Annotated in this window: 23 protein-coding genes; 14 read left to right on the top strand and 9 right to left on the bottom strand. The window is 67.0% G+C overall.

Going from position 1 to position 25,572, the window contains the following annotated elements; all coding sequences use genetic code 11:
- Window positions 1–284: 284 nt before the first annotated feature.
- From HV681_RS17065 to HV681_RS17075, 3 genes are all read right to left on the bottom strand, one after another.
- A complete protein-coding gene (locus tag HV681_RS17065) occupies window positions 285–506 on the bottom strand; it encodes a hypothetical protein (RefSeq protein WP_175124166.1) in 222 nt (73 codons plus the stop codon).
- Window positions 507–593: 87 nt separating this feature from the next.
- Window positions 594–1,376 carry a 3-oxoacyl-ACP reductase gene (locus tag HV681_RS17070; protein WP_175124167.1) on the bottom strand — a complete coding sequence of 261 codons (783 nt, stop codon included), beginning with the start codon at window positions 1,374–1,376 and terminating at the stop codon, window positions 594–596.
- 17 nt (window positions 1,377–1,393) lie between these two features.
- A complete protein-coding gene (locus tag HV681_RS17075) occupies window positions 1,394–2,197 on the bottom strand; it encodes a FadR/GntR family transcriptional regulator (protein ID WP_175124168.1) in 804 nt (267 codons plus the stop codon).
- A 291-nt stretch (window positions 2,198–2,488) separates the two neighbouring features.
- Here HV681_RS17075 and HV681_RS17080 point away from each other — a divergent pair, with 291 nt between their 5' ends.
- The gene (locus tag HV681_RS17080) at window positions 2,489–3,925 is read left to right on the top strand and encodes an aldehyde dehydrogenase family protein (protein WP_175124203.1); all 1,437 of its coding nucleotides are present in this window, start codon (window positions 2,489–2,491) and stop codon (window positions 3,923–3,925) included.
- 139 nt (window positions 3,926–4,064) lie between these two features.
- Entirely contained in the window at window positions 4,065–4,769 is a 705-nt protein-coding gene (locus HV681_RS17085) for a riboflavin synthase (protein ID WP_056569982.1), read from the top strand.
- 72 nt (window positions 4,770–4,841) lie between these two features.
- Here the strand turns inward: HV681_RS17085 and HV681_RS17090 are convergent, their stop codons facing one another.
- A complete protein-coding gene (locus tag HV681_RS17090) occupies window positions 4,842–6,338 on the bottom strand; it encodes a M81 family metallopeptidase (protein ID WP_175124169.1) in 1,497 nt (498 codons plus the stop codon).
- 306 nt (window positions 6,339–6,644) lie between these two features.
- On the opposite strand from HV681_RS17090, the gene HV681_RS17095 reads away from it, so the two are divergent.
- The 11 genes from HV681_RS17095 (at window position 6,645) to HV681_RS17145 (ending at window position 19,580) form a co-directional block, all read left to right on the top strand.
- Complete coding sequence (locus tag HV681_RS17095) at window positions 6,645–8,078, top strand: amidase (protein ID WP_175124170.1); 1,434 nt, start codon at window positions 6,645–6,647, stop codon at window positions 8,076–8,078.
- A gap of 59 nt (window positions 8,079–8,137) precedes the next feature.
- Window positions 8,138–9,721: an ABC transporter substrate-binding protein gene (locus HV681_RS17100; RefSeq protein WP_175124171.1), complete on the top strand. Its 1,584-nt coding sequence runs from the start codon at window positions 8,138–8,140 to the stop codon at window positions 9,719–9,721.
- Window positions 9,722–9,739: 18 nt separating this feature from the next.
- Entirely contained in the window at window positions 9,740–10,681 is a 942-nt protein-coding gene (locus tag HV681_RS17105; RefSeq protein ID WP_175124172.1) for an ABC transporter permease, read from the top strand.
- 8 nt (window positions 10,682–10,689) lie between these two features.
- Window positions 10,690–11,553 (top strand): ABC transporter permease, encoded by an 864-nt coding sequence (locus HV681_RS17110; protein WP_175124173.1) that lies wholly within the window; start codon window positions 10,690–10,692, stop codon window positions 11,551–11,553.
- 5 nt (window positions 11,554–11,558) lie between these two features.
- Window positions 11,559–13,211: an ABC transporter ATP-binding protein gene (locus tag HV681_RS17115; protein ID WP_175124174.1), complete on the top strand. Its 1,653-nt coding sequence runs from the start codon at window positions 11,559–11,561 to the stop codon at window positions 13,209–13,211.
- 11 nt (window positions 13,212–13,222) lie between these two features.
- On the top strand, window positions 13,223–14,149 hold the full coding sequence (locus HV681_RS17120; RefSeq protein ID WP_175124175.1) for a 2-hydroxyacid dehydrogenase: 927 nt from the start codon (window positions 13,223–13,225) through the stop codon (window positions 14,147–14,149).
- Between the two features lie 48 nt (window positions 14,150–14,197).
- A complete protein-coding gene (locus HV681_RS17125) occupies window positions 14,198–15,178 on the top strand; it encodes an alpha/beta hydrolase fold domain-containing protein (RefSeq protein ID WP_175124176.1) in 981 nt (326 codons plus the stop codon).
- Between the two features lie 8 nt (window positions 15,179–15,186).
- Window positions 15,187–15,906 carry an FMN-binding negative transcriptional regulator gene (locus HV681_RS17130; protein ID WP_175124177.1) on the top strand — a complete coding sequence of 240 codons (720 nt, stop codon included), beginning with the start codon at window positions 15,187–15,189 and terminating at the stop codon, window positions 15,904–15,906.
- An 18-nt stretch (window positions 15,907–15,924) separates the two neighbouring features.
- Window positions 15,925–16,665 carry a class II aldolase/adducin family protein gene (locus tag HV681_RS17135; protein ID WP_175124178.1) on the top strand — a complete coding sequence of 247 codons (741 nt, stop codon included), beginning with the start codon at window positions 15,925–15,927 and terminating at the stop codon, window positions 16,663–16,665.
- Window positions 16,662–17,864, top strand: a complete 1,203-nt coding sequence (locus HV681_RS17140; RefSeq protein WP_254595001.1) for a pyridoxal-phosphate-dependent aminotransferase family protein — start codon at window positions 16,662–16,664, stop codon at window positions 17,862–17,864. The genes HV681_RS17135 and HV681_RS17140 overlap by 4 nt, the downstream gene beginning before the upstream one ends.
- 144 nt (window positions 17,865–18,008) lie before the next feature.
- Complete coding sequence (locus HV681_RS17145) at window positions 18,009–19,580, top strand: ABC transporter substrate-binding protein (protein WP_175124179.1); 1,572 nt, start codon at window positions 18,009–18,011, stop codon at window positions 19,578–19,580.
- 25 nt (window positions 19,581–19,605) lie between these two features.
- Here HV681_RS17145 and HV681_RS17150 read toward each other — a convergent pair whose 3' ends face one another.
- Window positions 19,606–20,397 carry an IclR family transcriptional regulator gene (locus HV681_RS17150; RefSeq protein ID WP_175124180.1) on the bottom strand — a complete coding sequence of 264 codons (792 nt, stop codon included), beginning with the start codon at window positions 20,395–20,397 and terminating at the stop codon, window positions 19,606–19,608.
- Between the two features lie 185 nt (window positions 20,398–20,582).
- Here HV681_RS17150 and speG point away from each other — a divergent pair, with 185 nt between their 5' ends.
- Window positions 20,583–21,167 carry a spermidine N1-acetyltransferase gene (speG, locus tag HV681_RS17155; protein ID WP_175124181.1) on the top strand — a complete coding sequence of 195 codons (585 nt, stop codon included), beginning with the start codon at window positions 20,583–20,585 and terminating at the stop codon, window positions 21,165–21,167.
- A 108-nt stretch (window positions 21,168–21,275) separates the two neighbouring features.
- On the opposite strand, the gene HV681_RS17160 is transcribed toward speG, so the two are convergent.
- The 4 genes from HV681_RS17160 to HV681_RS17175 form a co-directional block, all read right to left on the bottom strand.
- Entirely contained in the window at window positions 21,276–21,593 is a 318-nt protein-coding gene (locus HV681_RS17160) for an NIPSNAP family protein (RefSeq protein ID WP_056316357.1), read from the bottom strand.
- A 34-nt stretch (window positions 21,594–21,627) separates the two neighbouring features.
- The gene (locus HV681_RS17165) at window positions 21,628–22,614 is read right to left on the bottom strand and encodes a tripartite tricarboxylate transporter substrate binding protein (RefSeq protein WP_175124182.1); all 987 of its coding nucleotides are present in this window, start codon (window positions 22,612–22,614) and stop codon (window positions 21,628–21,630) included.
- Window positions 22,615–22,663: 49 nt separating this feature from the next.
- On the bottom strand, window positions 22,664–24,349 hold the full coding sequence (locus tag HV681_RS17170; RefSeq protein ID WP_175124183.1) for a thiamine pyrophosphate-binding protein: 1,686 nt from the start codon (window positions 24,347–24,349) through the stop codon (window positions 22,664–22,666).
- 191 nt (window positions 24,350–24,540) lie between these two features.
- Window positions 24,541–25,440, bottom strand: coding sequence for a helix-turn-helix domain-containing protein (locus HV681_RS17175; protein ID WP_175124184.1), 900 nt, complete (start codon window positions 25,438–25,440; stop codon window positions 24,541–24,543).
- Window positions 25,441–25,572 lie beyond the last annotated feature (132 nt).

The raw sequence follows: 25,572 nt of genomic DNA on the forward strand, positions 1-25,572 counted from the left end.
GATGGCTTCAAATCCCGCTTCGATGGTGTCGTTGAAACGAGAGCAATTCGGGGGGGCGAGGCCGCCCCATGCAGATGCGGAATGATACCGCGCCGCCATGACGCGCTTTTTTGCCCGGCCTGCGCATATTAGGTGTCTGACACCCGCGGGAGGCGATCGCCAGTTCGGGGCAGCGTCTCATTGCGGTGTCAGACACCGGCCAGCGGAGCTCCACCGCCGCCGCAAGGTGTCAGACACGCACAAACAAAAACCCCGATTCCTGCGAATCGGGGTTTTGGCTTTTGCTATTCGCTGATGTGATTGAACTCGACCGACCCTGGTTCAATCCCGCCGCGCCGCAGCCGGCCGTCGACATCGTCCGGATTTCCGCCCGCCGCGTCCGCCGCCGGCAAGTCCAGCCAATTCGCCAGTTCCTGCTTTGCTTGCTGGCTGTCGGATATCCCGCCATTGACCAGCGCCACGCCGTCGCTGCCGTCGAGCTTTCGATAACTGATCTGTGACTTCATCTTGCCTCCTGGGTTGCGGTGGATTTGCCGGTCCACCGTAACACACGACGCATTAGCGTCATCCGGGGGGCTTCCCGGATGCGGCAATCAACCCTTTACCAAACCGCCGTCCACGATCAGGTTCTGCCCGGTCACGGCGCGCGACCAGGGGCTGGCGAAGAACAGAACCGCGTCGGCGAATTGCTCCGGCGTGGTGACTTCGCGCAGCGGGGTGCCGGCGGCGATCATGTCGAAGACGGCGTCGGGGGTGGCGGCCGAGGCGTCGGTGGTGCGCAGCAGGCCGCCGGACACCATGTTGACGGTGATGCCGTCCGCGCCCAGTTCGTGGGACAGGGTGCGGGTAAAGGCAAGCAGCGCGGCCTTGGCGGCGGTGTAGTCGTGGTACGGCACGACGGGGTTCTGGACCAGATTGGTGCCGACGTTGATGATGCGGCCGCCGCCGGCGGCGCGCATGCCGGGCAGGGCGGCCTGCGTGGTGTTGAGCGCCGCGCGCACGCTGCCTTCGATCTGGGCGTTCATCTGCGCCCAGTCCAGCGTGTCGGCGTGGGGACGGGCGTCGCCGTTGAACTGGAAGGCGGGCAGGGCGTTGTTGACGATCGTGCTGACCGGCTGGCCAAAGTGCTGGCTGGCGCGGGCGACCAGGGCGGCGACGGCGGCGGGGTCGCGCACGTCGGCCTGCACGGCCAGGGCGCGGTCCGGGGCGGAAGCCGCCAGAGCCTCGGCGCGCTCTGCGCTGTTCAGGTAGTTGATGACGACATTGGCGCCTTCACGCAGGAAGGCCTGCGCGATGGCGGCGCCCAGGCCGCGGCTGGCGCCGGTGACGATGACGAGTTGCTGGTTCAGGTTCAGTTGCGGGCGTTGCGATGACATGGGGTACGGCTTCCTGCTCAGTGTTCCGAGCCGCTATTTAGCATGCGGCTGCGGGCTTTTTCGATATGGGCGCGCATGACGTTGCGCGCGCCCTCGGCATCCTGATCGCGGATCAGTTTGTAGATGTGGCGGTGTTCGTCGATGGCGGCGCGTGTGCGCTTCCAGGGTTCGCTGTGGACCAGATGGCGCATGACGTTCACGGCGTGGCTCACGTCGTATTCCAGCGACTTGAGCACCTGCACGAAGCGCTGGTTGCCCGTGGCCGTGGCAATGGCGCGGTGAAAGCCATAGTCGTGATGGTGCGCGATGGCGCCGGACGCGTCGGCCTCTTCGTAGCCGGTCAGCATGCGGTCCATTTCATGCAGGTCTTCGGGTGTGCGGCGCAGTGCGGCCAGGTGCGCGCATTCGGGCTCGATCACCATGCGCAGTTCCAGGCCTTCCAGGATGTGGCCCACGCGGCGCGCGGGGTCCACGGCGGGCATGCCGCCCATCAGGTCCGGCTTGGACTTCACGTAGGAGCCCGATCCGCGGATCGAGTCCACGAGCTGGTCTTCACGCAGCCGGTCCAGCGCCTGGCGCACGACGGGCCGCGACACTTCAAAGAGCGCGGCCAGTTCCAGTTCGGTGGGCAGCTTGTTGCCGGGGGCGATCTTGCCGGTGGCGATCGCATAGAACAGGCTTTCGTAGACGCGCTCGGCAAAGCGCTCGGCGCGGACATAGCCCAGGCCTGACGCCACCTCGGCCAGCACGTCCAGTTCGGGACGGGGGCGGGTGGCCGCGGCCAGCAGCGATTCAAGCTGCGGGTCACGTACGTTGCTCATCGGGCGCTCCTTCAAGTAGGGACAGGTTGTCATGCGGCATGACTAACCGGCGGGCCGCTAAGCCCCTGAAATATTAGGGATAACCCGATCATCCAGAAAAATATCCTGAAGGTTGGGATTAAAGCTGTCATTTCAATTGACAAGTTGCGGAGGCCTCCCGTACCTTGCCATTCAAACCACAACGCCCGCGCGCACGACGCGCAGGCGGCGCGGCCGGCCCAGCTGCTGGCAAGCGCTCCGAGACATGCAGCTTCCCCCAACCGGCCGTTCGGCCGCTACTTTACTCCGCACATCGTGACTCAGAAGAACTTTATCGCCAACCAATGGGTGGCCGCGGCCACCGGTGAAACCATTCCCGTCCTGAACCCGTCCGATGGCAAGCCTTTCGAGGAACTGGCCCGCTCGAACGAGGCCGACGTGGACCGCGCCGTGCAGGCCGCGCGCCAGGCGTTCGAAGGCGAGTGGGGCCAGATGGCGCCCGCCGTCCGCAGCCGCCTGCTGATGAAGATTGCCTTTGCGCTGCTGGACCGCCAGGAGGAACTGGCGCAGCTGGAATCGGCCGACACGGGCAAGCCCATCAAGCAGGCGCGCGCCGATGCCGCCGCCGTGGCGCGCTATTTCGAGTTCTATGCCGGCGCGGTCGACAAGCTGCACGGCGAGACCATTCCCTACACCCCGGGCTTCACCGTGCTGACGGTGCGCGAGCCGCATGGCGTCACCGGCCACATCGTGCCGTGGAACTACCCCCTGCAGATCTTCGGCCGCAGCGTCGGCGCGGCGCTGGCGGCGGGCAACGCGTGCGTGGTCAAGCCCGCTGAAGACGCGTGCCTGTCGCTCCTGAAGCTGGCCGAGATCGCCGCCGAAGTCGGCCTGCCCGCCGGCGCGCTGAACATCGTCACCGGCTACGGCCATGAGGCCGGCGCTGCGCTGTCCGCGCATCCGGGCATCGACCACATCTCGTTCACGGGCTCGCCGCAGACCGGCAAGATGGTCGCGCACGCCGCTGCCGAGAACCACGTGCCCGTCACGTTGGAGCTGGGCGGCAAGTCGCCGCAGATCGTGTTCGACGACGCCGACCTGGACGCCGCGATGCCGGTGCTGCTGGGCGCCATCATCCAGAACGCCGGCCAGACGTGCTCGGCCGGCAGCCGCGTGCTGATCCAGCGCGGCGTGTACGAAACCGTGCTCAAGCGCCTGTCGGAAGCGTTTTCCGCCACGGTGACCGGCCCGGCCGCCGCCGACCTGGACGTAGGTCCGCTGATCAACGCGCGCCAGCAGGACCGCGTGCGCGGCTTCCTGGCCGAAGCCGAGGCGCAAGGCATGAAGGTCGCCGCGCGCGGCAAGCTGAAGGACGGCACGCCCGAGGCCGGCTTCTATCAGACGCCCGTGCTGTTCCGCGATGTGCCGCCCGACAGCCGCCTGGCGCAGGAAGAAGTCTTCGGCCCGGTGCTGGCCGCCATGGTGTTCGACACCGAGGAAGAAGCGCTGGAAATCGCCAACGGCACGCTGTATGGCCTGGTGGCGGGCGTGTGGACGCGCGACGGCGGCCGCCAGATGCGCTTGGCCCGCAAGCTGCGCGCCGGCCAGGTGTTCGTCAACAACTACGGCGCGGGCGGTGGCGTGGAACTGCCGTTCGGCGGTTCGCGCCAGTCGGGCTACGGCCGCGAGAAGGGCTTTGAGGCGCTGTACGGCTTCACCAGCCTGAAGACCATCGCGATCCGCCACTGATCCGGGCGCGGGGGCGCCGCGTTCGCGCAAGGACCCGGGCAATGGCCCGGGCAGCGGCCCCCAGCAAGGACCCGGACAAAATATCGGTTAACGTTGATGTTTTGCTTCCGGGGCCTGCCGCCCCGCTTTCAGGATCCGTATGTTCACCGGTATTGTTCAAGGCACCGCGAAGATCGCAAAGATCGCGGATCGCGAAGGCCTGCGCACCTTCACGCTGGATTTTCCCCCTGGTTTCTGCACTGACCTGGCCATCGGCGCCAGCGTGTCGACGGACGGCGTCTGCCTGACCGTCACGGAAATCCTGTCCGAAAACCAAGCCACGTTCGACGTCATGCTGCAAAGCCTGGCGATCACCACGCTGGGCAGTTATGGCGAGGGCGACAGCGCGAATGTAGAGCGCGCGGCCAAGGACGGCGCCGAGATCGGCGGCCATCCGTTGTCGGGCCACGTGGACTTCACGTCGCAGGTGCTGATGGTGAAGTCGTCGGACACCAATCGCCTGATGCGCTTCAGCATTCCCGAGGCCTTCCGCAAATACGTGTTCGCCAAGGGCTATATCGCCATCAACGGCGCCAGCCTGACCGTGTCGGAAGTGAACCGCGCCGAAGGCTGGTTCGAGGTCTGGCTGATTCCCGAGACGCGCCGCATGACGGTCTTCGAGGACAAGCAGGTGGGCGACGCGGTCAACATCGAGATCGAGCGCAGCACGCAGGTCATCGTCGATACCGTGCGCGAGACCGTTCAGGAAAGCCTGGGCAAGCTGCAACCGCTGCTGGAGGCGATCCTGAAGGAAAAGGGACTGACGCTGGAAGACTTCGTCAGCCCGCAGGGCAAGTTGAAGTAATACCGATTGATAGCGGCCACGGTGGCCGCCTTCGTCGACATGGCCGGCGCCTTTGCGCCGGCCATGCCGTTCTCACGCCGCCGCGAACGGCCGCCCCTGCGGCCGCACCCGCATCCCGGGCGCCAGACGCGTCCATGGCAGATCCGCGGGATCGGCCTGCATCGGGCCGGGCGCCTTGGCCACCAGCACCTCGTGCGCGATGGGCTGGAAGTCGGCCCGGAAATGCACCGAGCTTTTCACCACCAGTATCGCCATATCCTCGGGCTGCACGCCGCCGACGCGGAACAGGTTGCGGTCCAGCATCTGCGCCTTGCCGGCGCTGACCACCACCCGCACGCCGCCGATCCGCAGTGTGGCCGTCCCGCCCAGGTCGACGTCCATGCCGTTCATCATCGGTCCGTCAAAGCGCAGCCTCCCATCGGATAACGCCTCGACCACGAATTCGCCTTCAAAGGCCGCGTCGCCCGTGACGCCGGACTGACCGCCCAGCTTGAGCGCGACGGTCGCGCCGACGCCTGCCGCTGTTGCCTGACGCACCACGTCGGGGTCGTACAGCAAGCCCAGCGCCGCGTTCTGCGCGTCCGCTTCCACTAGCGCGCGCAGCATGCCGGTGGTGTTGGCGTCGCCGCCCGCGCCGGGGTTGTCCTGCGTGTCCGCAATGACGACGGGCCGCGTCGCTTCCGCGGCCAGGGCCTGCGCGCGGCGCACCGCCTCGGCCGGTTCCAGAAAGTCCGGCGACCACTCGGGTTCCAGCGCCAGCACGCGCGCATACAGCGATTCCGTGGCCTGCTCGACCGCGGCGGCGTCCGTGCCGTAGGCCCACACCACCGGCCCGCACTCCGGGAAATCCGCGGCGGGAAAGCCCGGCGCGAAGGAGATGGAGGCCACGCCGGGCGTCTGTTCTAGTTCACCCAGCAGCGCATACACGCCCTGCGAGGGTTCGAGCATCGTGCACATGCCGTTGATGGGAATCAGGAAGGGCAGGCGGCGTTCGCTGCGGGTCCATTTGCCGCCGGCCTGCATGCGCGCCATGAGCAGCCGCGCGGCCAGCACGCCGGTGTCGGCCATGTCCACGTGCGGATAGGTGCGGAATGCCACCAGGCCGTCGGCGCTTTGCAGCATCTGCGCGGTCACATTCGCGTGCAGATCCAGGCTGGCGACCACCGGCACGTCCGATCCCACGATCTCGCGCACGCGGGCCAGCAGTTCGCCTTCGCCATCGTCCAGATGTTCCGTGACCATGGCGCCGTGCAAGTCCAGATAGATGGCGTCAAAGCCGCCCGCCCGCACCGCGTCCAGGATCTCGCCGGCGATGCGTTCGTAGGCGTCGCGCGTCACATGGGCAGACGGGCTGGCGCCTGCCCAGATCACGGTCTGCACGGTGTGGCCTTCCGCGGCTACCGCGTTGATGAAGCCGCCGGCCGGAATGTTGACCTCGCGCAGCGCCAACATGTCCGCGCCCCGCACCATCGCGGGAAAACCTTCGCCGCGCACGAAGTTGTCGTAGCCCGCCTTGGAGGGCGCGAAGGTGTTGGTCTCGTGCTGGAAGCCAGCAACCAGGATGTGCATGAGCGTATTTCCTTGCCGATGAGAGGAGGGGAATTCGGGCGTGCGGAAATTATTGGGGGCGGCGCTGCGATCGGCAATACCGATGTCCGCACCACAACGCGCCAACGCCTCGACAAGCCCGCCATCGCGGGAAATCCCTGATGCATCGCGCGTTGCGTGCCCCGAAGTTGCTCGCTTAGAATATTTTTATGAACTACATCGGTATTGCTAAACAATACCTGAAAAGTAGGTGGCAAAAGCAGGGCATCGAATCGGATGCGGGCTATCGCGCCGGCCAACCAGGCGCATCAAGGTTGCAGGGAAGTCATGCGGACAGACGAGTACGAAGGGCAGGACGGATTGGCGTTGGCGGGGCTGCTGGCGCGCGGACAGGTGACGCCGGCCGAGCTGATGGAATGCGCGTTGCAGTTGGCCGAAGAACGCGGCGCGCCATTGAACGCGCTGACCTACGTGCAGCCTGAAGCGGGCCGCGAACTGGCCGGCGGCTGGACCGAGCGCGGCCTGTTCCGCGGCATTCCGTTTCTGCTCAAGGATTCGGGTCTGCCGAGCGTGCGCTTTCCGTCCAGCCTGGGTTCGGCGCTGTTCGACGACACGGAATACGCGTTCGACGCGACGTTGGCCCAGCGCTTCGAAGCGTCGGGACTGATCCCATTCGCACGGACCACGGTATCGGAACTGTGCATGGGACCGTCCACCGAGGCGCGCCGCAACGGCGGCGCCACGCTGAACCCGCGGGCGCTGGACCGGTCGGTCGGCGGTTCCAGCGGCGGCGCCGCGGTTGCAGTGGCGGCAGGCATCGTGCCGGTGGCACACGGCAGCGATGGCGGCGGGTCGATCCGCATCCCGGCTGCCTGCTGCGGCGTGTTTGGCTTAAAGCCCAGCCGCGGCCGCGTGCCGATGGGGCCGGCTCGCGGCGAAGGGTGGGGCGGCATGGCCTGCGAAGGCGTGCTGACGCGCAGCGTGCGCGATACCGCGGCGGCGATGGACGGGATCAGCGGCTATGCGCCGGGTTCGCCCTACGCCGCGCCGCCCGCGCCGGGCTCGTATCTGGATTCGGTGCGCGAGCAACGCCGCGAGCCCCTGCGCATCGCCGTGTGGCGCCAGGCCTGGAACGGCATCCCCATCGCGCCGGAATGCCTGGCCGCCGTCGAACGCACGGCCCGCCTGTGCCGGGAACTGGGGCATGAGGTCGTCGACGCGCCGTTGCCGGACCTGGACTATTCGGGATTCGTCCGCGCCCACGGCACCGTGCTGGCCACGAACATCGTGCTGGCCGTGCAGGCGCGCCTGGCAATCCGCGGCCGCGAGCTGCGCGACGACGACCTGGAGCCGGTCATCCGCGACGGCCTGTCGGTGGGCCGCGAACTGACCGCCACGCAATACGTGGATTCGATCAACCGCTTCCATGCGATCGGCCGCGCCATCGAGTCGGCCATGACGGACGTCGATCTGGTGCTGACGCCCACGCTGGCGCAACTGCCCGCCAAGCTGGGCGACCTGGCGCTGGAAGGCGAGTTCTGGGCGTTCCGCGAAAAGGTGTCGCGCTATGCGACCTTCCTGGCGGTGATCAACGCCTCGGGCCAGCCAGCGGCCAGCCTGCCGCTGGACTGGACGGAATCAGGGGTGCCGGTGGCCAGCCAGCTCTTCGGGCACTTCGGACGCGAGGACCAGATCCTGCGCCTGGCGGCCGAGCTGGAACGCGCCGCGCCCTGGACGGGGCGGCAGATCCTGCTGCCCTGATCCGCATCAAGGCCCGCCGGCACGCCGCCGGCGCCGGACCAAACCATAAAGGGGAAGTAATGAAGCGATCCTTTCTGTTTTCCGCAGCACTGATCCTGGCCGCGGCCGCGCCGCTGGCCGCCGTGCCCGCCGCCAGCCAGGCCGAGACCACCGCCAAGTTCGTGATGCACGCGCCGCTGCGCGTGCTGGACCCGATCCTGACGTCGGCCTACGTCACCCGCAACCACGGCTATCTGGTCTACGACACGTTGTTCTCGATGGACGCGTCAGGCCGTCCGCAGCCGCAGATGGTGGAGTCGTGGACGGTGTCCGAAGACGGCATGAACTATGTCTTCAAATTGCGCCCCGGACTGGTGTTCCATGACGGCGCGCCGGTCACGGCTGAAGACGTGGTCGCGTCCCTGCAGCGCTGGCAGGCGGGCGACGCGACGATCGGCAACCGCTTGAAGAACGCCACCGCCGAACTCGCCGCGACGGGGGCCGACACCTTCACGCTCAAGCTCAAGGCGCCCTACGGACTGGTGCTGGAATCGCTGGCCAAGGAAAGCTCGCCGGTGCCGTTCATCATGCCCAAGCGCATCGCATCCGCGCCGGCCTCGCAGGCGATCAGCGAGACGATCGGGTCCGGCCCTTACAAATTCGTGCAGGCCGATTTCCAGGCCGGCGTGAAAGCCACCTATATAAAGTTCGACGGCTACGTGCCGCGCAAAGAGCCGGCCAGTGCGTTCGCGGGCGGCAAGGTCGTCACGGTGGACCGGCTGGAACTCTTGAACATTCCCGACAGCCAGACCGCGGTGAACGCGCTGCGCAACGGCGAGATCGACTTCCTGGAAGATGTGCCGCCCGACCTGATGCCGCAGTTGAAGGACGCCAAGGGCATCGCGCTCAAGTCCTACGGCAAGAACTCCAACATGTTCACCTTGCGGATGAATTGGCTGCAGGCGCCGTTCAACAACGTGAAGGTGCGCCGCGCGGCGCTGGCCGCCCTGTATGAAGCGGACTACCTGGACGCGCAGATCGGCGATCCGGACGTCTACCAGGTGTGCGGGGCGGTGCTGACCTGCGTGTCGCCCTACGCGTCCGAAGAAGGCGCCACGCAGATCAACCCGCCGGATCTGGCAAACGCCCGCAAGCTGCTGAAGGAAAGCGGCTACGCCGGCGAAAAGGTCGTGGTGCTGCATCCGACCGATCTGCCCATCTTCGCCAACATCGCGCCCGTCACGGCGCAGGCGCTGCGCAGCATCGGCATGAACGTCGAGATCCAGTCGATGGACTGGGCCACGCTGCTCAGCCGCCGCAGCAAGAAAGAGGGCGTGGATCACGGCGGCTGGAGCATCTTCCAGTCCAACATGTCCAGCCTGGATCTGATCTCGGCGGTGGGCAATCCCAACCTGGACGGGCGCGCGGATTCCACCTATCCCGGCTGGACGCACGACGCCGTCATGGACGAGCTGCGCAGCCGCTTCGCCGCCGCGCGCACCGAGGACGAACGCCGCGAACTGGCCCAGGCCATCCAGCGCCGCAACTATGAACAGGTGATGTACGTGCCGCTGGGCGGGTACTCCAAGTTCAAGGGCTACAACGCCAAGTTCGCGGACATGGTCGATGCGCCGATTCCGCTCTTCTGGACCTCGCCCAAGTAGCGGGAAGGGATCTCCATCATGCTCAATCTGATCTTCAAGCGCGTGCTGGCCGCCATCCCCGTGATGCTGGTGGTGGCCACCGTGGTGTTCCTGCTGTTGCGGCTGGCGCCGGGCGACCCCGCCCGCGTCATCGCCGGCGACATGGCCAGCGAGGAAGCCGTGGCGCAGGTCCGCGCCGAGATGGGTCTGGACCGCCCGCTGCCCACGCAATACGCCCTGGCGATGGGCGCGCTGCTCCAAGGCGACCTTGGTTCCTCGATCATTTCGAAGGACCCGGTGACCACGCTGATCGGCCAGCGGCTGGGGCCGACGATGGCGCTGGCCATCTGCGCGATCCTGCTCACCATCTTTGCCGCGATTCCGCTGGGCGTGTTTTCGGCGTGGTGGCACAAGGGGCTGTTCGACCGCGTCGCGCTGGCGGTCACGGTGCTGGCGTTTTCGGTGCCGGCGTTCGTGGTGGGCTATCTGCTGATCCTGGCGTTCTCGGTGAAGCTGAACTGGTTTCCGGTGCAGGGCTACGCGGGGCTGGCGTCGGGGTTCGGGACGTTTCTGTACCACATGGCGCTGCCCACCATCACGCTGGCAACGGTGTTCGTGGCGCTGATCACCCGCATCACGCGGGGCAGCATGCTGGAAGTGCTGGGCGAAGACTTCGTGCGCACGGCACGCGCCAAGGGCGTGCCCGAACGCTACGTGCTGTACCGCCACGCCCTGCGCAACGCCGCGGTGCCCATCGTCACCGTCATCGGGCTGGCGCTCACCACGCTGATCAGCGGGGTGGTCGTCACCGAGACCATCTTCAACATCCCGGGCGTGGGACGCCTGATCGTCGACGCCGTGCTGGCGCGCGACTATCCGGTGGTGCAGGGCACGATCCTGTTCTTCTCGTTCGTGTATGTCTTCATCAACCTGGCGATCGACCTGCTGTATGTCGTGCTCGATCCGCGCATCCGCTACTGAGGCCGGACATGAACACAACTGCTCTGGATCGTCCCCGTTCCTTCTGGCCCGCGCTGACGCGCGATCCCATGATGTTCACCGGGTTGGCGCTGCTGGTGGCGCTGGTGGGGCTGGCCATGCTGGCGCCGCTGATCACCTGGCATGATCCAGCCGCGCTGGCGCCCCGCATGCGGCTCAAGCCGGTCAGCGCCGAATACTGGCTGGGCACCGATTCGCTGGGCCGCGACCTGTTTTCGCGCGTGCTGTACGGTGGGCGGCTGTCGATCACGCTGGCTGCGCTGGTCAGCGTGATCTCGGTGTGCGCCGGGCTGCTGCTGGGCCTTCTGGCAGGCTATTTCCGCCAGCTGGACGCGGTGGTGATGCGCATCATCGACGGCATCATGGCTATTCCCGGCCTGCTGCTGGCCATCGCCATGGTGGCGCTGGGCGGCGCGACCATTCCCACGATGGTGACGGCCATCGCCATCCCCGAGATTCCGCGTGTGGCGCGGCTGGTGCGCAGCGTGGTGCTGTCGGTGCGCGAAGAACCTTACGTCGAAGCGTCGCTGGGCATGGGCACGGCGACCTGGCGCGTGCTGTGGCGCCATGTCCTGCCCAGCACGATCAACCCGCTGGTGGTGCAGGCCACGTTCATCTGCGCCTCGGCCATTCTGATCGAAGCCGTGCTGGGCTTCCTGGGCCTGGGCTTTCCGCCCGAGATCCCCAGCCTGGGCAGCATCATTTCCGAGGGCCGCCCGTTCTTCCAGCGCGCGCCGTGGATCGTCCTGTTTCCGGGCGTCTTCCTGGCGCTGCTGATCCTGTCCGTGAACCTGTTCGGCGACGCGCTGCGTGATCGCCTGGACCCGCGCATGGCGCGCCAACGCAAGGGTTGAAGCCGATGTCCTCACCTCCCATTCTGGAAATCCGCGACCTGAAGGTCAGCCTGCCCGGCGCCGGCGACCGGCGTTACGCCGCCGAGGGCATCGCGCTCACCGTCAGCCCGCGCGAAATCGTGTGCATCGTCGGTGAATCCGGCTCGGGCAAGTCCGTCACGGCCAGCGCCGTGATGGGCCTCTTGCCCAAGAACGTGCTCAAGCTGGAAAACGGGCAGATCCTGCTGTCCGGCCGCGACATTACGCACGCCTCGTTGGCCGAGCTGCGCGCGCTGCGCGGCGACCGGATGGCCATGATCTTTCAGGAGCCCATGACGGCCCTGAACCCGCTGATGCAGGTAGGCGATCAGATCGCCGAGATCTTCCAGTTCCACGGCCCGTCGCTGTCGCGCCGCGAGGTCGACCAGCGCGTGCTGGCGCTGCTGACCGACATGCGGCTGCCTTCTCCCGAAACCCTGCGCCACGCCTTTCCGCACCAGTTGTCGGGCGGGCAGCGCCAGCGGGTGATGATCGCGATGGCGCTGGCGATGGAGCCGGCGCTGATCATCGCCGACGAGCCGACCACCGCGCTGGACGTGACGTCGCAGGCGCAGGTGCTGCGGCTGCTGCACGGCCTGCGCGAGCGCCACGACACCGGCATCCTGTTCATCACGCACGACTTCGACGTGGTGGCCGAGATCGCGGACCGCGTGATCGTGATGCAGCACGGCCGCATCGTGGAGGCCGGCGCTGCCGCCGACGTGCTGGCGAATCCGCAGCATCCCTATACCCGCAAGCTGATCGACGCGGTGCCCAAGGGCAAGTTTGGCGCCGGTGCGCCGCTGGCCGAGGGCGACCCGGTCATTTCGGTCGAAAACCTGGGCATGCGCTTCGTGACGTCCAGCCTGTTCCGGTCCAAGCGGCGCGAGGTCAATGCGCTGGACGGCGTGTCGCTGTCGCTGGCGCGCGGCGAAACGCTGGGCATCGTCGGCGAGTCCGGCTCGGGCAAGACGACGCTGGGCCGGTGCCTGGCGCACTTCGCGCGTCCCACGTCGGGCCGCATCGTAATGAATGGCGAGGACGTGTCGAACCTGTCGCGCGCAGCGTGGCGCCAATGGTGCAAGCGGATCCAGATGGTGTTCCAGGACCCTTATCGGTCCTTCAACCCGCGCCTGACCATCGAGGCCACGCTGTCCGAAGGGCCGCTGAACTACGGCGAAGACCCGGCCCGCGTGCAGGCGCGGATGCGCGACATGCTGGCGCTGGTCAGCATCGATGCCAGCGCGCTAAAGCGCTATCCGCATGAGTTTTCCGGCGGACAGCGCCAGCGGATTTCGATCGCGCGGGCGCTGATGATGGAGCCGGAGATCCTGATCGCGGACGAGGCGGTGTCGGCGCTGGACGTGTCCGTGCAGGCGCAGATTCTGGATCTGCTGGAGCGGATCCGCGCGCAACTGAACCTGAGCGTGATCTTCATCACCCACGACCTGCGCGTGGCCGCCCGGCTGTGCCATCGCATCGCCGTCATGCAGCGAGGCCGCGTCATGGAGATCGGCCCCGCCGAGCAGATCTTCACGCGGCCCGGCAGCAGCTACACCCAGGAACTGCTGGCCGCCATTCCCGGCAAGGACGGGTTGGGCAGCCGGCCCCCGGCCGGACTGGCATTGGCCGGCGCTTGAAGGAAACCCCGATGACACGCGTTGCCTTATTGAGCCGATCGGCCAATCTTTCCTACTTTCAGCCTTTGTTGCAGGGACTGGCGCCCGAGCTGGACGTCGCCGTCTGGCCGGACCCGCGCAGCCTGCATGCCGACGTGGCGGTCTGCTGGAACCCGCCCGTTGGCGTGTACGACGACATGCCCAACCTGAAACTGATCCACAGCATCGCCGCCGGCGTGGACAACCTGCTGGACGGCCAGCGCACGCGCGGGCTGCCGGTCTGCCGAGTAGTGGATCCGCAGTTGGCCCAAGGGATGCTGCAGTATGTGCTGTGGTGCGTGCTGACGTTTCATCGCAAGCTGGACCTGGCGCTGTCCAACCAGCGTGCCGCTCGCTGGAGCCGGCCGCCGCAGACGCCGGCGTCGCAGTGCCGGATCGGCCTGATGGGCCTGGGCGAACTGGGCGGCGCCATTGCCGCCGTGCTGCCCGGAATGGGCTATCCGGTCAACGGCTGGTCGCGCACGCCGCGCAGTATCGATGGCGTGCGCGTCTATGCCGGCGAAGACGCCTTTGACGAATTCCTGGCCAACACCGATGTGCTGGTGTGCCTGGTGCCGCTGACCGACGCTACGCGCGGCATCTTGAACCGCCGCACCTTCGACGCGCTGCCGCAAGGCGCGGCGGTGGTCAATTGCGGGCGCGGCGAACACCTGGTCGCGGCCGACCTGATCGACGCCCTGGCGCGCGGGCAACTGCGCGGGGCCGTGCTTGACGTGTTCGCGCAGGAACCGCTGGATCCCGCTGATCCGCTGTGGTCCACGCCCGGCGTGATCGTCACCCCGCACATGGCGACCATGCCGTCGCCGGACACCGTGGCCGAGCAGGTCGTGGCCAACATCCGCCGGCTGGGGCAGGGCGAGTCCCTGGCCCACACAGTCGACCTGACGCGCGGCTATTGACGCCGCGATACCCCGTTTTCCGATTGCCAACCCAAGACGAGACATTCCATGCATTTCGAAGATCCCGCGTTCACCATTCCGACCGGCACGCCTGCGCCTCTGGACCCGCAGATCGCCGAATTCCTGCGGCGCATGGCGGCGGACGCGTCGCAGTATCCGCGCCGCGACACCCTGTCCATCGAACAGGGCCGCGCCAATGCCGAGAAGGTGCGCCTGCCGTGGGCCCAGGGTGGCCCGCAGATGGCCCGAACGGTGGAACATCAGGTGGCCACGCGTCACGGGCCCGTGCGCGTGCGGGTCTATTACCCCGCGCAGCGCCGGCTGCCGGGCGCGTTCATGTACATCCACGGCGGCGGCTTCGTGCTGTTCAGCATCGACACGCATGACCGCGTGATGCGCGAGTACGCCGAACGCGCCGGGGTCGTGGTGGTGGGCGTGGACTACACCCGCGCGCCCGAAGCCAAGTTCCCGCAGCCGCTGGAAGAATGCGTGGACGTGCTGCGCTGGGTTGCCGCGTCGGCGGGCGAGCTGGACATCGATGCCGGCCAGATCTTCGTGGGCGGCGATTCGGCCGGCGCCAACCTGTCCATGGGCACGGCGCTGACGCTGCGCGATGAAGGCGTCCCGCTGATCAAGGGGCTGGTGCTGAACTACGGCGGCTTTGGCAGCAACCTGTTCCGCAATTCGGTCGTGCGCTACGGCGCCGGCGAATACGGCCTGTCGCTGCACATGATGATCTGGTTCCGCGGCATGCACATCCGCCACGGGAAGGACTTCTTCGATCCGCGCGTGGACATCCTGCGCGCCGACCTGAAAGGCCTGCCGCCGGCTTGGCTGGTGGTGACCGAGTGCGATCCGCTGCATGACGACAGCATCGAACTGGAGCGCAAGCTGCGCGACGCCGGCGTGGACGTCGCGTCCAAGGTGTATCCCGGCACCGCGCACAGCTTCCTGGAGGCCGTCTCCATTGCCGCGGTCGCGGGCGAAGCCTTCGACGACACGGCGCGCTGGCTGCACGCCAAGGCCTAGGGGGCGACATGTATACCCCGCCGGCCTATGCCGAAGCCGATATCGGCGTCCTGCACGCGTTCATGTGCGCGCACAGTTTCGCCACCCTGGTGACCGTGGGCGCGGCGGGCGCGAACGCCACGCACCTGCCGTTCCTGCTGCGCGACGATGGCGGGCGCGGAACGCTGGTCACCCATCTGGCGCGCGCGAATCCGCAGTGGCGCGACCTGCAGGATGGCGCGCAAGCGCTGGTGCTGTTCCAGGGCCCGCACGCGTTCATTTCGCCCAGCTGGTATGTCAACCAGCAGACCTTCCCGACGTGGAACTACACCGCCGTTCATGCGCGCGGCACGCCGCGCCTGATCGAAGCGCCCGAGGCCATCCGCGCGGTGTTGACTGAGACGGTCGGGCGTTACGACACGCCGCTCGGCGGCGAATGGCGCTTTCCGGACATGCCCGAGACCCTGACGGCGCCGCGCCTGAAGGCGATCGCGGCGCTGGAGATTCCGATTGCCGGGCTGGAAGGAAAGATGAAGCTGAACCAGGACAAGTCGGTGGCCGACCGCGTGGGCGTGATCCGCCAGCTGGAACGGCGCGGCGACGCGGGGAGCGTGGCGATAGCCCGGTTGATTCGCGCGCAGCCCGATCTTGCGGCTGGTCTTGCGGCGGATCTTGCGGCGGATCTCGCATCGGATTTGCCGGCTGATGTGGCGACCCACGTCGCCGGTCACGCGCCGAACAACGCCTGAAGAAACCGGAGCCTCATCATGCATGAACCTACCGAAGCCCGCGTGCGCGACGAACTGGCGGCCCTGTACCGTCTGGTCGCGCACTTTCGCATGACCGATCTGATCGACACCCACATCAGCGCGCGGGTGCCGGGCACCAAGCACCATTTCCTCATCAACCGCTACGGCGTGCTGTTTCACGAAATGCGCCCGCAGGACCTGGTGAAGATCGACCTGGACGGCAATCCGGTCGATCCCGGCGACGCCGACAGCCAGCTGGTCAACGCGGCCGGCTTCACCATTCATTCGGCGGTGCATGCCGCGCGCCACGATCTGGCGTGCGTGGTGCATACGCATACCGCCGACGGCATCGCCGTGGCGTGCCAGCGCGATGGCCTGTTGCCGATCACGCAGCACGCGCTGCGCTTCTACAACCGGTTGGGCTATCACGATTACCAGGGCATCGCGCTGGACCTGGAAGAGCGCGAGAGCCTGGTCGCCAGCCTTGGCCGGCATAAAGCCATGATCCTGCGCAACCACGGCCTGCTCGCGGCTGGATCGTCGGTGGCGGAGGCCTTCGTCAACATCTATTACCTGGAGCGCGCCTGCCAGGCACAGGTCAAGGCCCAATCGGCCGGCGCGCCGCTGGTATTCCCGTCGGAGGCGGTGTGCGAACGCACCGCGAGCCAGTTTGAACGGCCCACCGCCCCGATCTACACGCAGCGGGTATGGACCGCCGCGCGGCGCCTGCTGGAGCCGGACCTGGAGACAATCGAATGAAAGACAGCCTGACGACACCCCGCGCCGCATTGGCCGGTCCGCAATTCCTGCATACACCAGGCCCGACGCATGTGCCCGATGCAGTGCGCGAGGCCATGGGCCGCCAATGCATGGATCTGTCCGATCCGCGGCTGGCCGATCTGATCGCGGATTGCGAGGCGGGCCTTGCCCGCCTGCTGGGCACCCGGCACGCGGACGTCCTGATGTATGCCGCCAACGGCCACGGCGCGTGGGAAGCCACCATTGCCAATCTGGTCGCGCCCGGCGCGCAGGTGCTGGTGGCGGGGAGCGGCCATTTCGCGGAAGCGTGGGCCGTGCATGCCGAGGCAATGGGCGCCACGGCCCTGCGCACGCCGACCCGTCCGGGACAGGCGTTGGATCCGGCCGCGATCGAGGCGGCGCTGCGCGCCGACACGGCGCACCGCATTGCCGCCGTCTTTGCCGTGCACACCGACACGGCCAGCGGCGTGACCAGCGACATTGCGGCGGTGCGCCGGGCCATGGACGCCAGCGGCCATCCGGCGCTGCTGGTGGCCGATGTGATCGCATCCTTGGGCGCCACGCCGTTCCGCATGGACGATTGGGGCGTCAACGTGGCGATCGGCGCGTCGCAGAAGGCGCTGATGGGGCCGCCGGGGCTGTCCTTCACCGCAGTGGACGCGCGCGCGATGCAGGCCGCGCAGGCCAATCCCACTCCGCGCGCCTATTGGGACTGGGCCAAGCGCAAGAGCGATCTGCTCTACCGCAAGTTTTGCGGCACGCCGCCGCAAAGTTTGCTGGCAGGCATGCGGGCCGCGCTGGATCTGATTGCGGCCGAAGGCGAGGAGGCCGTGTTTGCCCGGCATCGGCGCGTGGCGAATGCGGTGCATGCGGCGGTGAATGCGTGGTCGCAAGGCGGCGCGTTGAAGCTGTTTGTTGAAGACCCCGCGGCGCGCGCGGTGTCGGTCACGACCATTTCGGTCGCCGACGGCGTGGACGTCGAGGCGATGCGAACCGTTGCGCGCGAACGCTTCCACGTTGCGGTGGCGGGCGGGCTGGGGCCGCTTGCGGGACGGATGTTCCGCATCGGCCACCTGGGCGACGTGCATCCCGCCATGATCCTGGGCGCGCTGGGCGGGGTAGATGCCGCGCTGCGGGCGTGCGGGATTCCCGTGGGCGACGGGGCGCTGCAGGGGGCCGTGAAGGCGCTGCACGAGTGACTCGCAAGACTGAAACGCAGGACGGAATCGCACGACTGAAACACCAGACTGAAACGCAAGACTGATACGAAACCCAGAAACGGCTTTCACACGCGGCCCGGACGCGGCCGCCATTTCTTCTTCACCTTGAATCGGGATAAGACGATGAGACAACGTGGTTTCGCGGCGGCCGCCCTGGCCGTCCTCGCGGTGGCGGTTCCCCTTTGCCCGGCCCAGGCCGAGCCGGTCAATGCCAAAGTGGTCATGCACGCGCCGTTGCGTGTGCTGGACCCCGTCCTGACCAACGCGTACATCACGCGCAATCACGGGTACATGGTGTACGACACGCTGTTTTCGCTGGACGCGGCCTCGCGCCCGCAGCCGCAGATGGTGGAATCGTGGACGGTATCGCCCGACCAGCTGACCTACGTGTTCACGTTGCGGCCAGGCCTGAAGTTCCACGACGGTGCGCCGGTCACCGGCGAAGACGTGGTGGCGTCGCTCAAGCGCTGGGCGCAGCGCGATCCCATCGGTTCGCGCCTGTCCGCCGTCACCCAGAGCATGGACAGCCCGTCCGCCGACACCTTCCGTATCGTGCTCACCAAGCCGTACGGACTGCTGCTGGACGCGTTGGCCAAACCGGGTTCGCCGGTGCCGTTCATCATGCCGCGGCGCATCGCGGCCACGCCGCCGTCCGAGGCCATCAAGGAAACCGTGGGCTCGGGACCCTACAAGTTCGTGCAGGCCGAGTTCCAGGCGGGCGTGAAGGCCGCGTATGTGAAAAACGCGGACTACGTGCCGCGCAAGGAGCCCGCCAGCCGCTTTGCCGGGGGCAAGGTCGCCATGTTCGACCGGATCGACGTCGTCAACGTGCCGGACGCGCAGACCGCGGTGAACGCGCTGCGCCAGGGCGAGATCGACTTCGTCGAGAACGTGGCGCCCGACCTGCTGCCGCAACTGGATGGCGTGAAGACCCTGACGGTGCAAAGCTATGGCGACGCATCGGAAACCTACACGCTGCGCATGAACTGGAAGCAGCCGCCGCTGGACAACGTGAAGGTGCGCCGCGCCGTGCTGGCCGCGCTGTACCAGGCCGACTACCTGGATGCGTCGCTGGGGGATCCCGCCTATTACAAGCTGTGCGGCGCCATGTTGAGCTGCATCTCGGCCTACCAGACCGAAGCCGGCGCCACGCAGACCAAACCCGCTAATCTGGCGCAGGCGCGGGCGTTGCTGAAGGACAGCGGCTATGCCGGCGAGAAGATCGTCGTCCTGCATCCCACCGACGTGCGCAGCCTGTCCGCGCTGGCGCCCGTCACCGCGCAGGCCTTGCGCAGCATCGGCATGAACGTGGAAGTGCAGTCGATGGACTGGGCCACGCTGCTGTCGCGGCGCAGCAAGGATGCGCCGCTGGCCGACGGCGGCTGGAGCATCTTCCATTCCAGCCTGACCAGCATGGACCTGCTCAACCCCATCGTGAACGCCAATCTGGATGGGCGGGGCGAGGGCGGTTATCCGGGCTGGACCCGGGACGACACCATCCAGCGCCTGCGCGCCGAGTTCGAGTCGGTGACGGGATTGGATGCGCAAAAGCGTGTCGCCGCCGAGATCCAGCAGCGCGCCTATGAACAGGTGATGTTCGTGCCGCTGGGCGGCTATTCGGAGTTCAAGGCCTACGACAAGAAGTTCGACGGCATGGTGGCCGCGCCGTTGCCGTTGTTCTGGCGGGGCAAGTAACGGGTTGGGGCGGCGGGCAGGGCGGTCAGGACAGGCCGACCTTGCCGCTCAGCCCCCGCGCCGCGGTCAGCAGCAGCGGCGAATAACGCCGCGCAAATTCCGCCGGCGAGGCCCATTCGGACACCAGCCCCGCGATCTGGATGGCCGCCACCGGCCGGTGGCGATGATCCAGGATGGCGGCGGCCAGGTTCAGCTCGCCCAGCATGCTCTCCTCGATGGCCGTCGCATAGCCGTCCTGGCGCGCCTGCTGGACCAGGCCCCGGATGCGGTCCGGATCGTTGTCGGTCTTTGGCGTGCTTGGAATCGTGGCAAGCGGCATGTCCTTGGACCGCGCAAGGATGTCCTCGACTTCCTCTTCGGGCAGGTGGGACATGATGGCCCGGCCCCCGGCCGTCTGCACCATCGGCAGGGCGCGGCCGGCCAGCGTGCTGCTGAAAGTCTGACGCTTGGTCTGGCGGCGCAGCGCAAAAATGATGTACAGGTCGTCGAACAGGCTCAGTTCCACGCGTTCGTTGGTTTCGCGTTGCATCTCGGCGATGAGCGGGGTGGCGCGTTCAAGCAGCGGCACGCTGCGCATGTAGTCGAAGCTGCGCTGCAGGATCTTCTTGCCCGGCGTATAGCCCTTGCCACCGGCGCCGCGTTCCAGATACCCCAGCGTGACCAGCGTGTGCGTCATGCGCTGGGTGGTGCTGCGGTCGAATCCCGTGATTTCCATGAGTTCGTTCATGCTCATGGTGGACGGGCGTTGGGCAAAGGCTTCCAGCAGTTCGAAGCCTTTGGCCAGGGATTGAACGAAGAGAGGGTCGGGACGGCTCATGGGATTCGCTGTAAGAGTGGGCGGTGGGCGTCCGCGGCGGGCGGGGGAATCAGGGATTTTATAAAGATTCTTAGGTATTTCCTAGAGATACTTATGTGCTCGCAACCCGGCAACGGTTTCCTGAACGCAGGACCCGTGGGCTTGACATAGAATGGCCGCACCCCAGCGGTCATTTCGAGGTATCTATGTCGGTCGCATCCGATATCAAACTACGCCCGCTCGAACGCGGCGACCTGCACTTTGTGCACAAGATCAACAATAACGACGTCATCATGCGCTACTGGTTCGAAGAGCCTTACGAGGCCTATGACGAACTCGTGGCTCTGTACGACCGCCACCTGCATGACCAGAACGAGCGGCGTTTCATCATCGAGCACGACACCGGGCAGCCGGCCGGGCTGGTCGAACTGGTCGAGATCGACTACATCCACCGCCGCGCCGAATTCCAGATCATCATCGCGCCCAGCTACCAGGGCCGCGGCTACGCCAAGGCCGCCACGCGCATTGCGGTGGGCTACGCGTTCCGCGTGCTGAACCTGCACAAGGTGTATCTGGTGGTGGACAAGGACAATACCGCTGCCGTCCACGTGTACGAGCGCTGCGGCTTCCAGATCGAAGGCCTGCTCAAGGAAGAGTTCTTTTCCAACGGCGCGTACCGCGATGCCTATCGGATGGCGCTGTTGCAGCACGACCATCTGCGCGACGTGGGACCGGGCGCGCCGGATGCGCCCGTGCTGCGGGACTGGCCGCAGGAAGACCAGGCGGGCTGACGCCGCCTGCAAAGGCGAAGGCCGCGGCATCATGCGCCGCGGCCTTCGCCGAACGAAACCTGAACCATCGCGCCGCCCCGCGCTTCATGCGCGAGGCGGCGTTTTACATCAGGGCTTGAAGAATGCCGTCGGCGTCATCAGGCGGTTTTCCTGGCTGATCAGGTAGCCGGCCTCGGCGCTTTTGGTCAGATAGGTCGCCCAGGCCGGATCCTTCTGCAGCGCCTGGCGCTTGGCTTCGCGGTCGGCGGCGCTGTCATAGACCCAGATGTGCATGTAGGTGTTGACGTTGCCCGTCTCGGTCTGCATGTAGGCGAGCGGCTTGCCCAGATGGCGGCTCTGCACCTCGTAGCCGTGTTCGGCATACAGCGCCAGGTGCTTCTTGATGGTGCCGGCGCGGCAGGTGTAGGTACGTACGTCGTAAAGCATGATGAATCCTTGATGGCGGTTGCAAAAACGGGTGTCAGTCGGCGGTGGCGCCGGACTGCTTGACCAGCACGCTCCAGCGTTCCACTTCCGTGTTGACGTATTTCTGGAAGGCGGTGTGACCATCGCCCACCGGGTCGGCGCCCAGGCCCTTGAGCTTGTCCTGCACCGCCGGGTCGGCGATGCCGTCCGTGATGGCCTTGGACAGTTTTTCCACCACGGGCGCGGGCGTGGCGGCCGGTACGAACAGGCCAAACCACGAACGCGCGTTCATGGCCGTGTAGGCTGTCTCGGAAAACGCGGGCACGTTGGGCAGGGCGGCGTGGCGCTGCGTGCCGGTAACGGCGATGGGGGTGAGGCGGCCTGCCTGCACCTGCGACAGCACCTCGGGCAGGTTGGCGAACATGATCTGGACCTGTCCGCCCATGAGGTCGTTGAGCGCCTGCGCGCCGCCCTTGTACGGCACGTGCGTCATCTGCGCGCCGGCCAGCGAATTGAATTGCGCGCCCGCCAGGTGCGAGGCCGTGCCGGTGCCGCCGGACGCGTAGTTCACGCGGTTGCCGTTGGCCTTGGCGTAGTCGGCCAGTTCCTGCGGCGTCTTGGCCGGCACGGACGGGTTCACCACCAGCACCAGCGGCACCGAGGCCAGGTTCGACAGGCCGGCGAAGTCGCGCGTCAGGTTGTAGTCCAGCTTGTGATAGAGCGAGGCGTTAATGGCGTGGCTGGACGTGGCCATCAGCAGCGTGTAGCCGTCGGCCTCGGAACGGGCCGCCATGACGGCGCCGATGTTGCCGTTGGCGCCGGCCTTGTTTTCCACCACGACGGGCTGGCCCAGCCGGGTGGACATGGACTGCGCCACGGTGCGGGCGATGACGTCGGTGGCGCCGCCTGCGGCGAACGGCACGATGATGCGCAGGGGGCGCTCGGGGAAATCAGCCGCGGCAGCCGTTGCGGCCGCGCCCAGCGAGGCGGCGGTCATCAGGAAGGCGGCCGCCAGGCGGCGCGGGGTCAGGGTTGTGGTCATGTCTCTCTCCAGTGTTGGATTTTTTTATGTAAACGCCGCGCCTGATCTGTCAGGCGCCGGCGGTGCGCGCCTTTTCGCGCAGGCTCGTCAATGTGGCCCGGGGCGTGATCACCTCGGGGTCCAGACTGAGTTCGATCAGATAGGGGGAACCGCTGTCCAGCGCCCGCGCCAACGCGGGGCCGAACGCTTCATGGGTGTCCACGCGTTCGGCCGTCACGCCGAACGATTGGGCGTAGGCCACGAAGTCCGGGTTGCACAGGTCCGTGCCGATGGTGCGGCCGGGGTAGTGCACCTCCTGGTGCATGCGGATCGTGCCGTACATGCCGTTGTTGAACACGATGAAGACGATGCCCAGCTGGTGCTGCTTCACGGTGGCCAGTTCCTGCGAGGTCATCAGGAAGCAGCCGTCGCCCGCCAGGCAGATCACCTGGCGATCAGGATGGCGCAGCTTGGCCGCGATGGCCGCGGGCACGCCGTAACCCATGGCGCCGCTGGTGGGCGCCAATTGCGTGCGCGGTTGGCTGAAGCGGTAGTAGCGATGCGCCCAGGCGCTGTAATTGCCCGCGCCGTTGGTCAGAATGGCGCTCGGGTCGAGCTGGTCGCGCAGCGTGGCAATGACGCGCGCTGGGTCCATCTCTCCGCGCGCGGCGGGCAGCTCGGTGTAGCGCAGGTAGTTGCCGCGCAGCGTCTGCGTCCAGTCGCGCCACGGGGTCGCATCCACGGGCGTCAGTTCCGCCGCCGACGCCGCAAAGGCGTCCATGCCGGACTGGATCTTCAGCGCGGGTTGATACACGCGGCCCAGCTCTTCGGCGCTGGCCAGCACGTGGATCAGCGTCTGGCTGGGCACCGGCGATTGCAGCAGGGTATAGCCGCCCGTCACCATCTCGCCCAGCCGCGCGCCCACGGCCAGGATGACGTCGGCCTGGCGCACGGCCTCGGCTAGTTCCGGGTTTACGCCGATGCCGACTTCGCCGACGTACTGCGCGTGGTGGTTGTCGAACAGGTCCTGGCGGCGGAACGAGCACGCGACCGGCAGGCCGTTCAGTTCGGCAAAGCGGGTCAGGCTTGCCAGCCCCGCGTCCGTCCAGCCGGAACCGCCGGCGATCAGCAGGGGACGCTGCGCGTTGGCAAGCAGCGTGCGCATGCCGGCCAGCGCGTCGGGCGCCGGGTAGGCCTGCGGCACCTGGATCGCGCCGCAGGACAGGGCCGGGGCCACGTCCGTCAGCATGTCCTCGGGCAGCGCCAGCACCACGGGGCCGGGGCGGCCGGACGTGGCGACGGAAAAGGCGCGGTTCAGGTATTCGGTGACGCGCGCGGCGCTGTCGATCTGCGCCACCCACTTCGTGAACTGGCCGAACATGCGGCGGTAGTCGATTTCCTGGAAGGCCTCGCGCTCGACCATGTCGTTGCCGACCTGGCCCACCAGCACGATCATCGGGGTGGAATCCTGGAACGCGGTCTGCACGCCGATGCTGGCATTGGTGGCGCCTGGGCCGCGCGTCACCATGCAGATGCCGGGCCGGCCGGTCAGCTTGCCGTGCGCTTCGGCCATGAATGCCGCCGCGCCTTCGTGCCGGCAGGACACCAGGCGGATCTGCTCGCGGTGCGCATACAGCGCGTCCAGGACGTCCAAATAGCTCTCGCCGGGCACGCCGAATACGGTGTCCACGCCGTGTTCCAGCAAGGCTCGCACCACATGCTGGCCGCCCGTCATCAATGTCGAAGTGTCATTCATCGCAGTTTCAATCTGGCCGCAGCGCGGCGGGTTGAGTCCGGATGAACTTTACGCAGCCCGGGTCAGGGCGCGTTAGGACAGATCAGAGCTTGTTTTGCACTTTTTTGCGGGGCGGGCGACGCGGCCGCCATTCGGTATGGCCGTCATCCGACGGGGCCGTCATTCATTACGGCCGCCATCCGACGGGGCCGTCATTCGATGGGGCGGTAGTACTTCTTGCGGAAGTCGCCCGGGGTGCAGCCCGTGTGCTTCTTGAAAAAGCGCGTGAAGTAAGCCGGGTCCTCGATGTTCAGCTGGAATCCGATCTCGGCGATGCTCAAGTCCGTGTTGCACAGCAGCCGCTTGGCCTCCAGCGCAATGCGCTCCTGCACGAGCTGGCTGGCGGTGCGCCCCACGCTGCGCTTGACCGCGTCGTTGAGCTGGCGCTCGCTGACGCACAGGGCGTCGGCGTACTGGCGGATGGCCGAGAAGTCCAGGTAATGCTCTTCGATCAGCATGGTGAAGCGCTTTGCCAGCGAATAACTGGGACCGGCGGCGGTCTCGCGTTCGTCGGCCGGATACAGGCGGCGAAGCTGTGTCAGGAGGATCAGCAGGTACGAGCGCACCACGTCAAACCGGCCCGTCTGCCGGTCGCGCGTTTCGCGTTCGATCTCGGCCAGCAGCGGCAGCATGGCGTCGTGCTGCTCGCGGGTCAGGTAGATCACGGGCGGGCCGCCCGCCAGGTGAAAGAACGGAAATTTTGCGATGTCGTCCGCGCGCGGGAACATCTGTGCGAAGAATTCGGTGCTGATGTTCATGACGTAGCCGCTGGGTTTCACCGACGACGTCCACGCGTGAATCTGGCCCGGGGACAGGAAGAAGACCGAGTGGTCGCGCACCGCGTGCTGCTCGAAGTCGAGCAGGTGGGTGCCCTGCGCCTCGGTCATCCACAGCAGATGGTAATAGCGGTGCCGGTGCAGGAAGCCGCGCGGAATGTCGTCGTGATCCTGCAGGCGCACGAGGTCGAAATAGAAGGATCCCTCTCCCGAGAAATCCGATGATTCAAAGGTGGGAAACGTTTCCGGGATGGGCGAATGCGAACCTGCGGACAAGCGGGAGTCTCCTTGATGGCGCGCGGGGCGGCTCTGTTTTTCGCCATCATACGGGCAATCGCGGCGGAGGCTGCGGCGCGGCGGTGCCAGTTCGGCGCCGCCCGCCGCAGCCAGCGCGTTGGCCGGCCTCGG

The sequence above is a fragment of the Achromobacter animicus genome (genome assembly GCF_902859585.1).
Classification (GTDB): Bacteria; Pseudomonadota; Gammaproteobacteria; order Burkholderiales; family Burkholderiaceae_B; genus Achromobacter; species Achromobacter animicus.

What these genes read in the sequence shown, in the direction of transcription:
- HV681_RS17065 (WP_175124166.1), bottom strand. Translation starts at nt 506, where the DNA reads ATGAAGTCACAGATCAGTTATCGAAAGCTCGACGGCAGCGACGGCGTG.
- HV681_RS17130 (WP_175124177.1), top strand. Translation starts at nt 15,187, where the DNA reads ATGTATACCCCGCCGGCCTATGCCGAAGCCGATATCGGCGTCCTGCAC.
- HV681_RS17115 (WP_175124174.1), top strand. Translation starts at nt 11,559, where the DNA reads ATGTCCTCACCTCCCATTCTGGAAATCCGCGACCTGAAGGTCAGCCTG.
- HV681_RS17165 (WP_175124182.1), bottom strand. Translation starts at nt 22,614, where the DNA reads ATGACCACAACCCTGACCCCGCGCCGCCTGGCGGCCGCCTTCCTGATG.
- speG (WP_175124181.1), top strand. Translation starts at nt 20,583, where the DNA reads ATGTCGGTCGCATCCGATATCAAACTACGCCCGCTCGAACGCGGCGAC.
- HV681_RS17145 (WP_175124179.1), top strand. Translation starts at nt 18,009, where the DNA reads ATGAGACAACGTGGTTTCGCGGCGGCCGCCCTGGCCGTCCTCGCGGTG.
- HV681_RS17075 (WP_175124168.1), bottom strand. Translation starts at nt 2,197, where the DNA reads ATGAGCAACGTACGTGACCCGCAGCTTGAATCGCTGCTGGCCGCGGCC.
- HV681_RS17140 (WP_254595001.1), top strand. Translation starts at nt 16,662, where the DNA reads ATGAAAGACAGCCTGACGACACCCCGCGCCGCATTGGCCGGTCCGCAA.
- HV681_RS17105 (WP_175124172.1), top strand. Translation starts at nt 9,740, where the DNA reads ATGCTCAATCTGATCTTCAAGCGCGTGCTGGCCGCCATCCCCGTGATG.
- HV681_RS17090 (WP_175124169.1), bottom strand. Translation starts at nt 6,338, where the DNA reads ATGCACATCCTGGTTGCTGGCTTCCAGCACGAGACCAACACCTTCGCG.
- HV681_RS17160 (WP_056316357.1), bottom strand. Translation starts at nt 21,593, where the DNA reads ATGCTTTACGACGTACGTACCTACACCTGCCGCGCCGGCACCATCAAG.
- HV681_RS17110 (WP_175124173.1), top strand. Translation starts at nt 10,690, where the DNA reads ATGAACACAACTGCTCTGGATCGTCCCCGTTCCTTCTGGCCCGCGCTG.
- HV681_RS17085 (WP_056569982.1), top strand. Translation starts at nt 4,065, where the DNA reads ATGTTCACCGGTATTGTTCAAGGCACCGCGAAGATCGCAAAGATCGCG.
- HV681_RS17095 (WP_175124170.1), top strand. Translation starts at nt 6,645, where the DNA reads ATGCGGACAGACGAGTACGAAGGGCAGGACGGATTGGCGTTGGCGGGG.
- HV681_RS17170 (WP_175124183.1), bottom strand. Translation starts at nt 24,349, where the DNA reads ATGAATGACACTTCGACATTGATGACGGGCGGCCAGCATGTGGTGCGA.
- HV681_RS17120 (WP_175124175.1), top strand. Translation starts at nt 13,223, where the DNA reads ATGACACGCGTTGCCTTATTGAGCCGATCGGCCAATCTTTCCTACTTT.
- HV681_RS17070 (WP_175124167.1), bottom strand. Translation starts at nt 1,376, where the DNA reads ATGTCATCGCAACGCCCGCAACTGAACCTGAACCAGCAACTCGTCATC.
- HV681_RS17125 (WP_175124176.1), top strand. Translation starts at nt 14,198, where the DNA reads ATGCATTTCGAAGATCCCGCGTTCACCATTCCGACCGGCACGCCTGCG.
- HV681_RS17135 (WP_175124178.1), top strand. Translation starts at nt 15,925, where the DNA reads ATGCATGAACCTACCGAAGCCCGCGTGCGCGACGAACTGGCGGCCCTG.
- HV681_RS17100 (WP_175124171.1), top strand. Translation starts at nt 8,138, where the DNA reads ATGAAGCGATCCTTTCTGTTTTCCGCAGCACTGATCCTGGCCGCGGCC.
- HV681_RS17150 (WP_175124180.1), bottom strand. Translation starts at nt 20,397, where the DNA reads ATGAGCCGTCCCGACCCTCTCTTCGTTCAATCCCTGGCCAAAGGCTTC.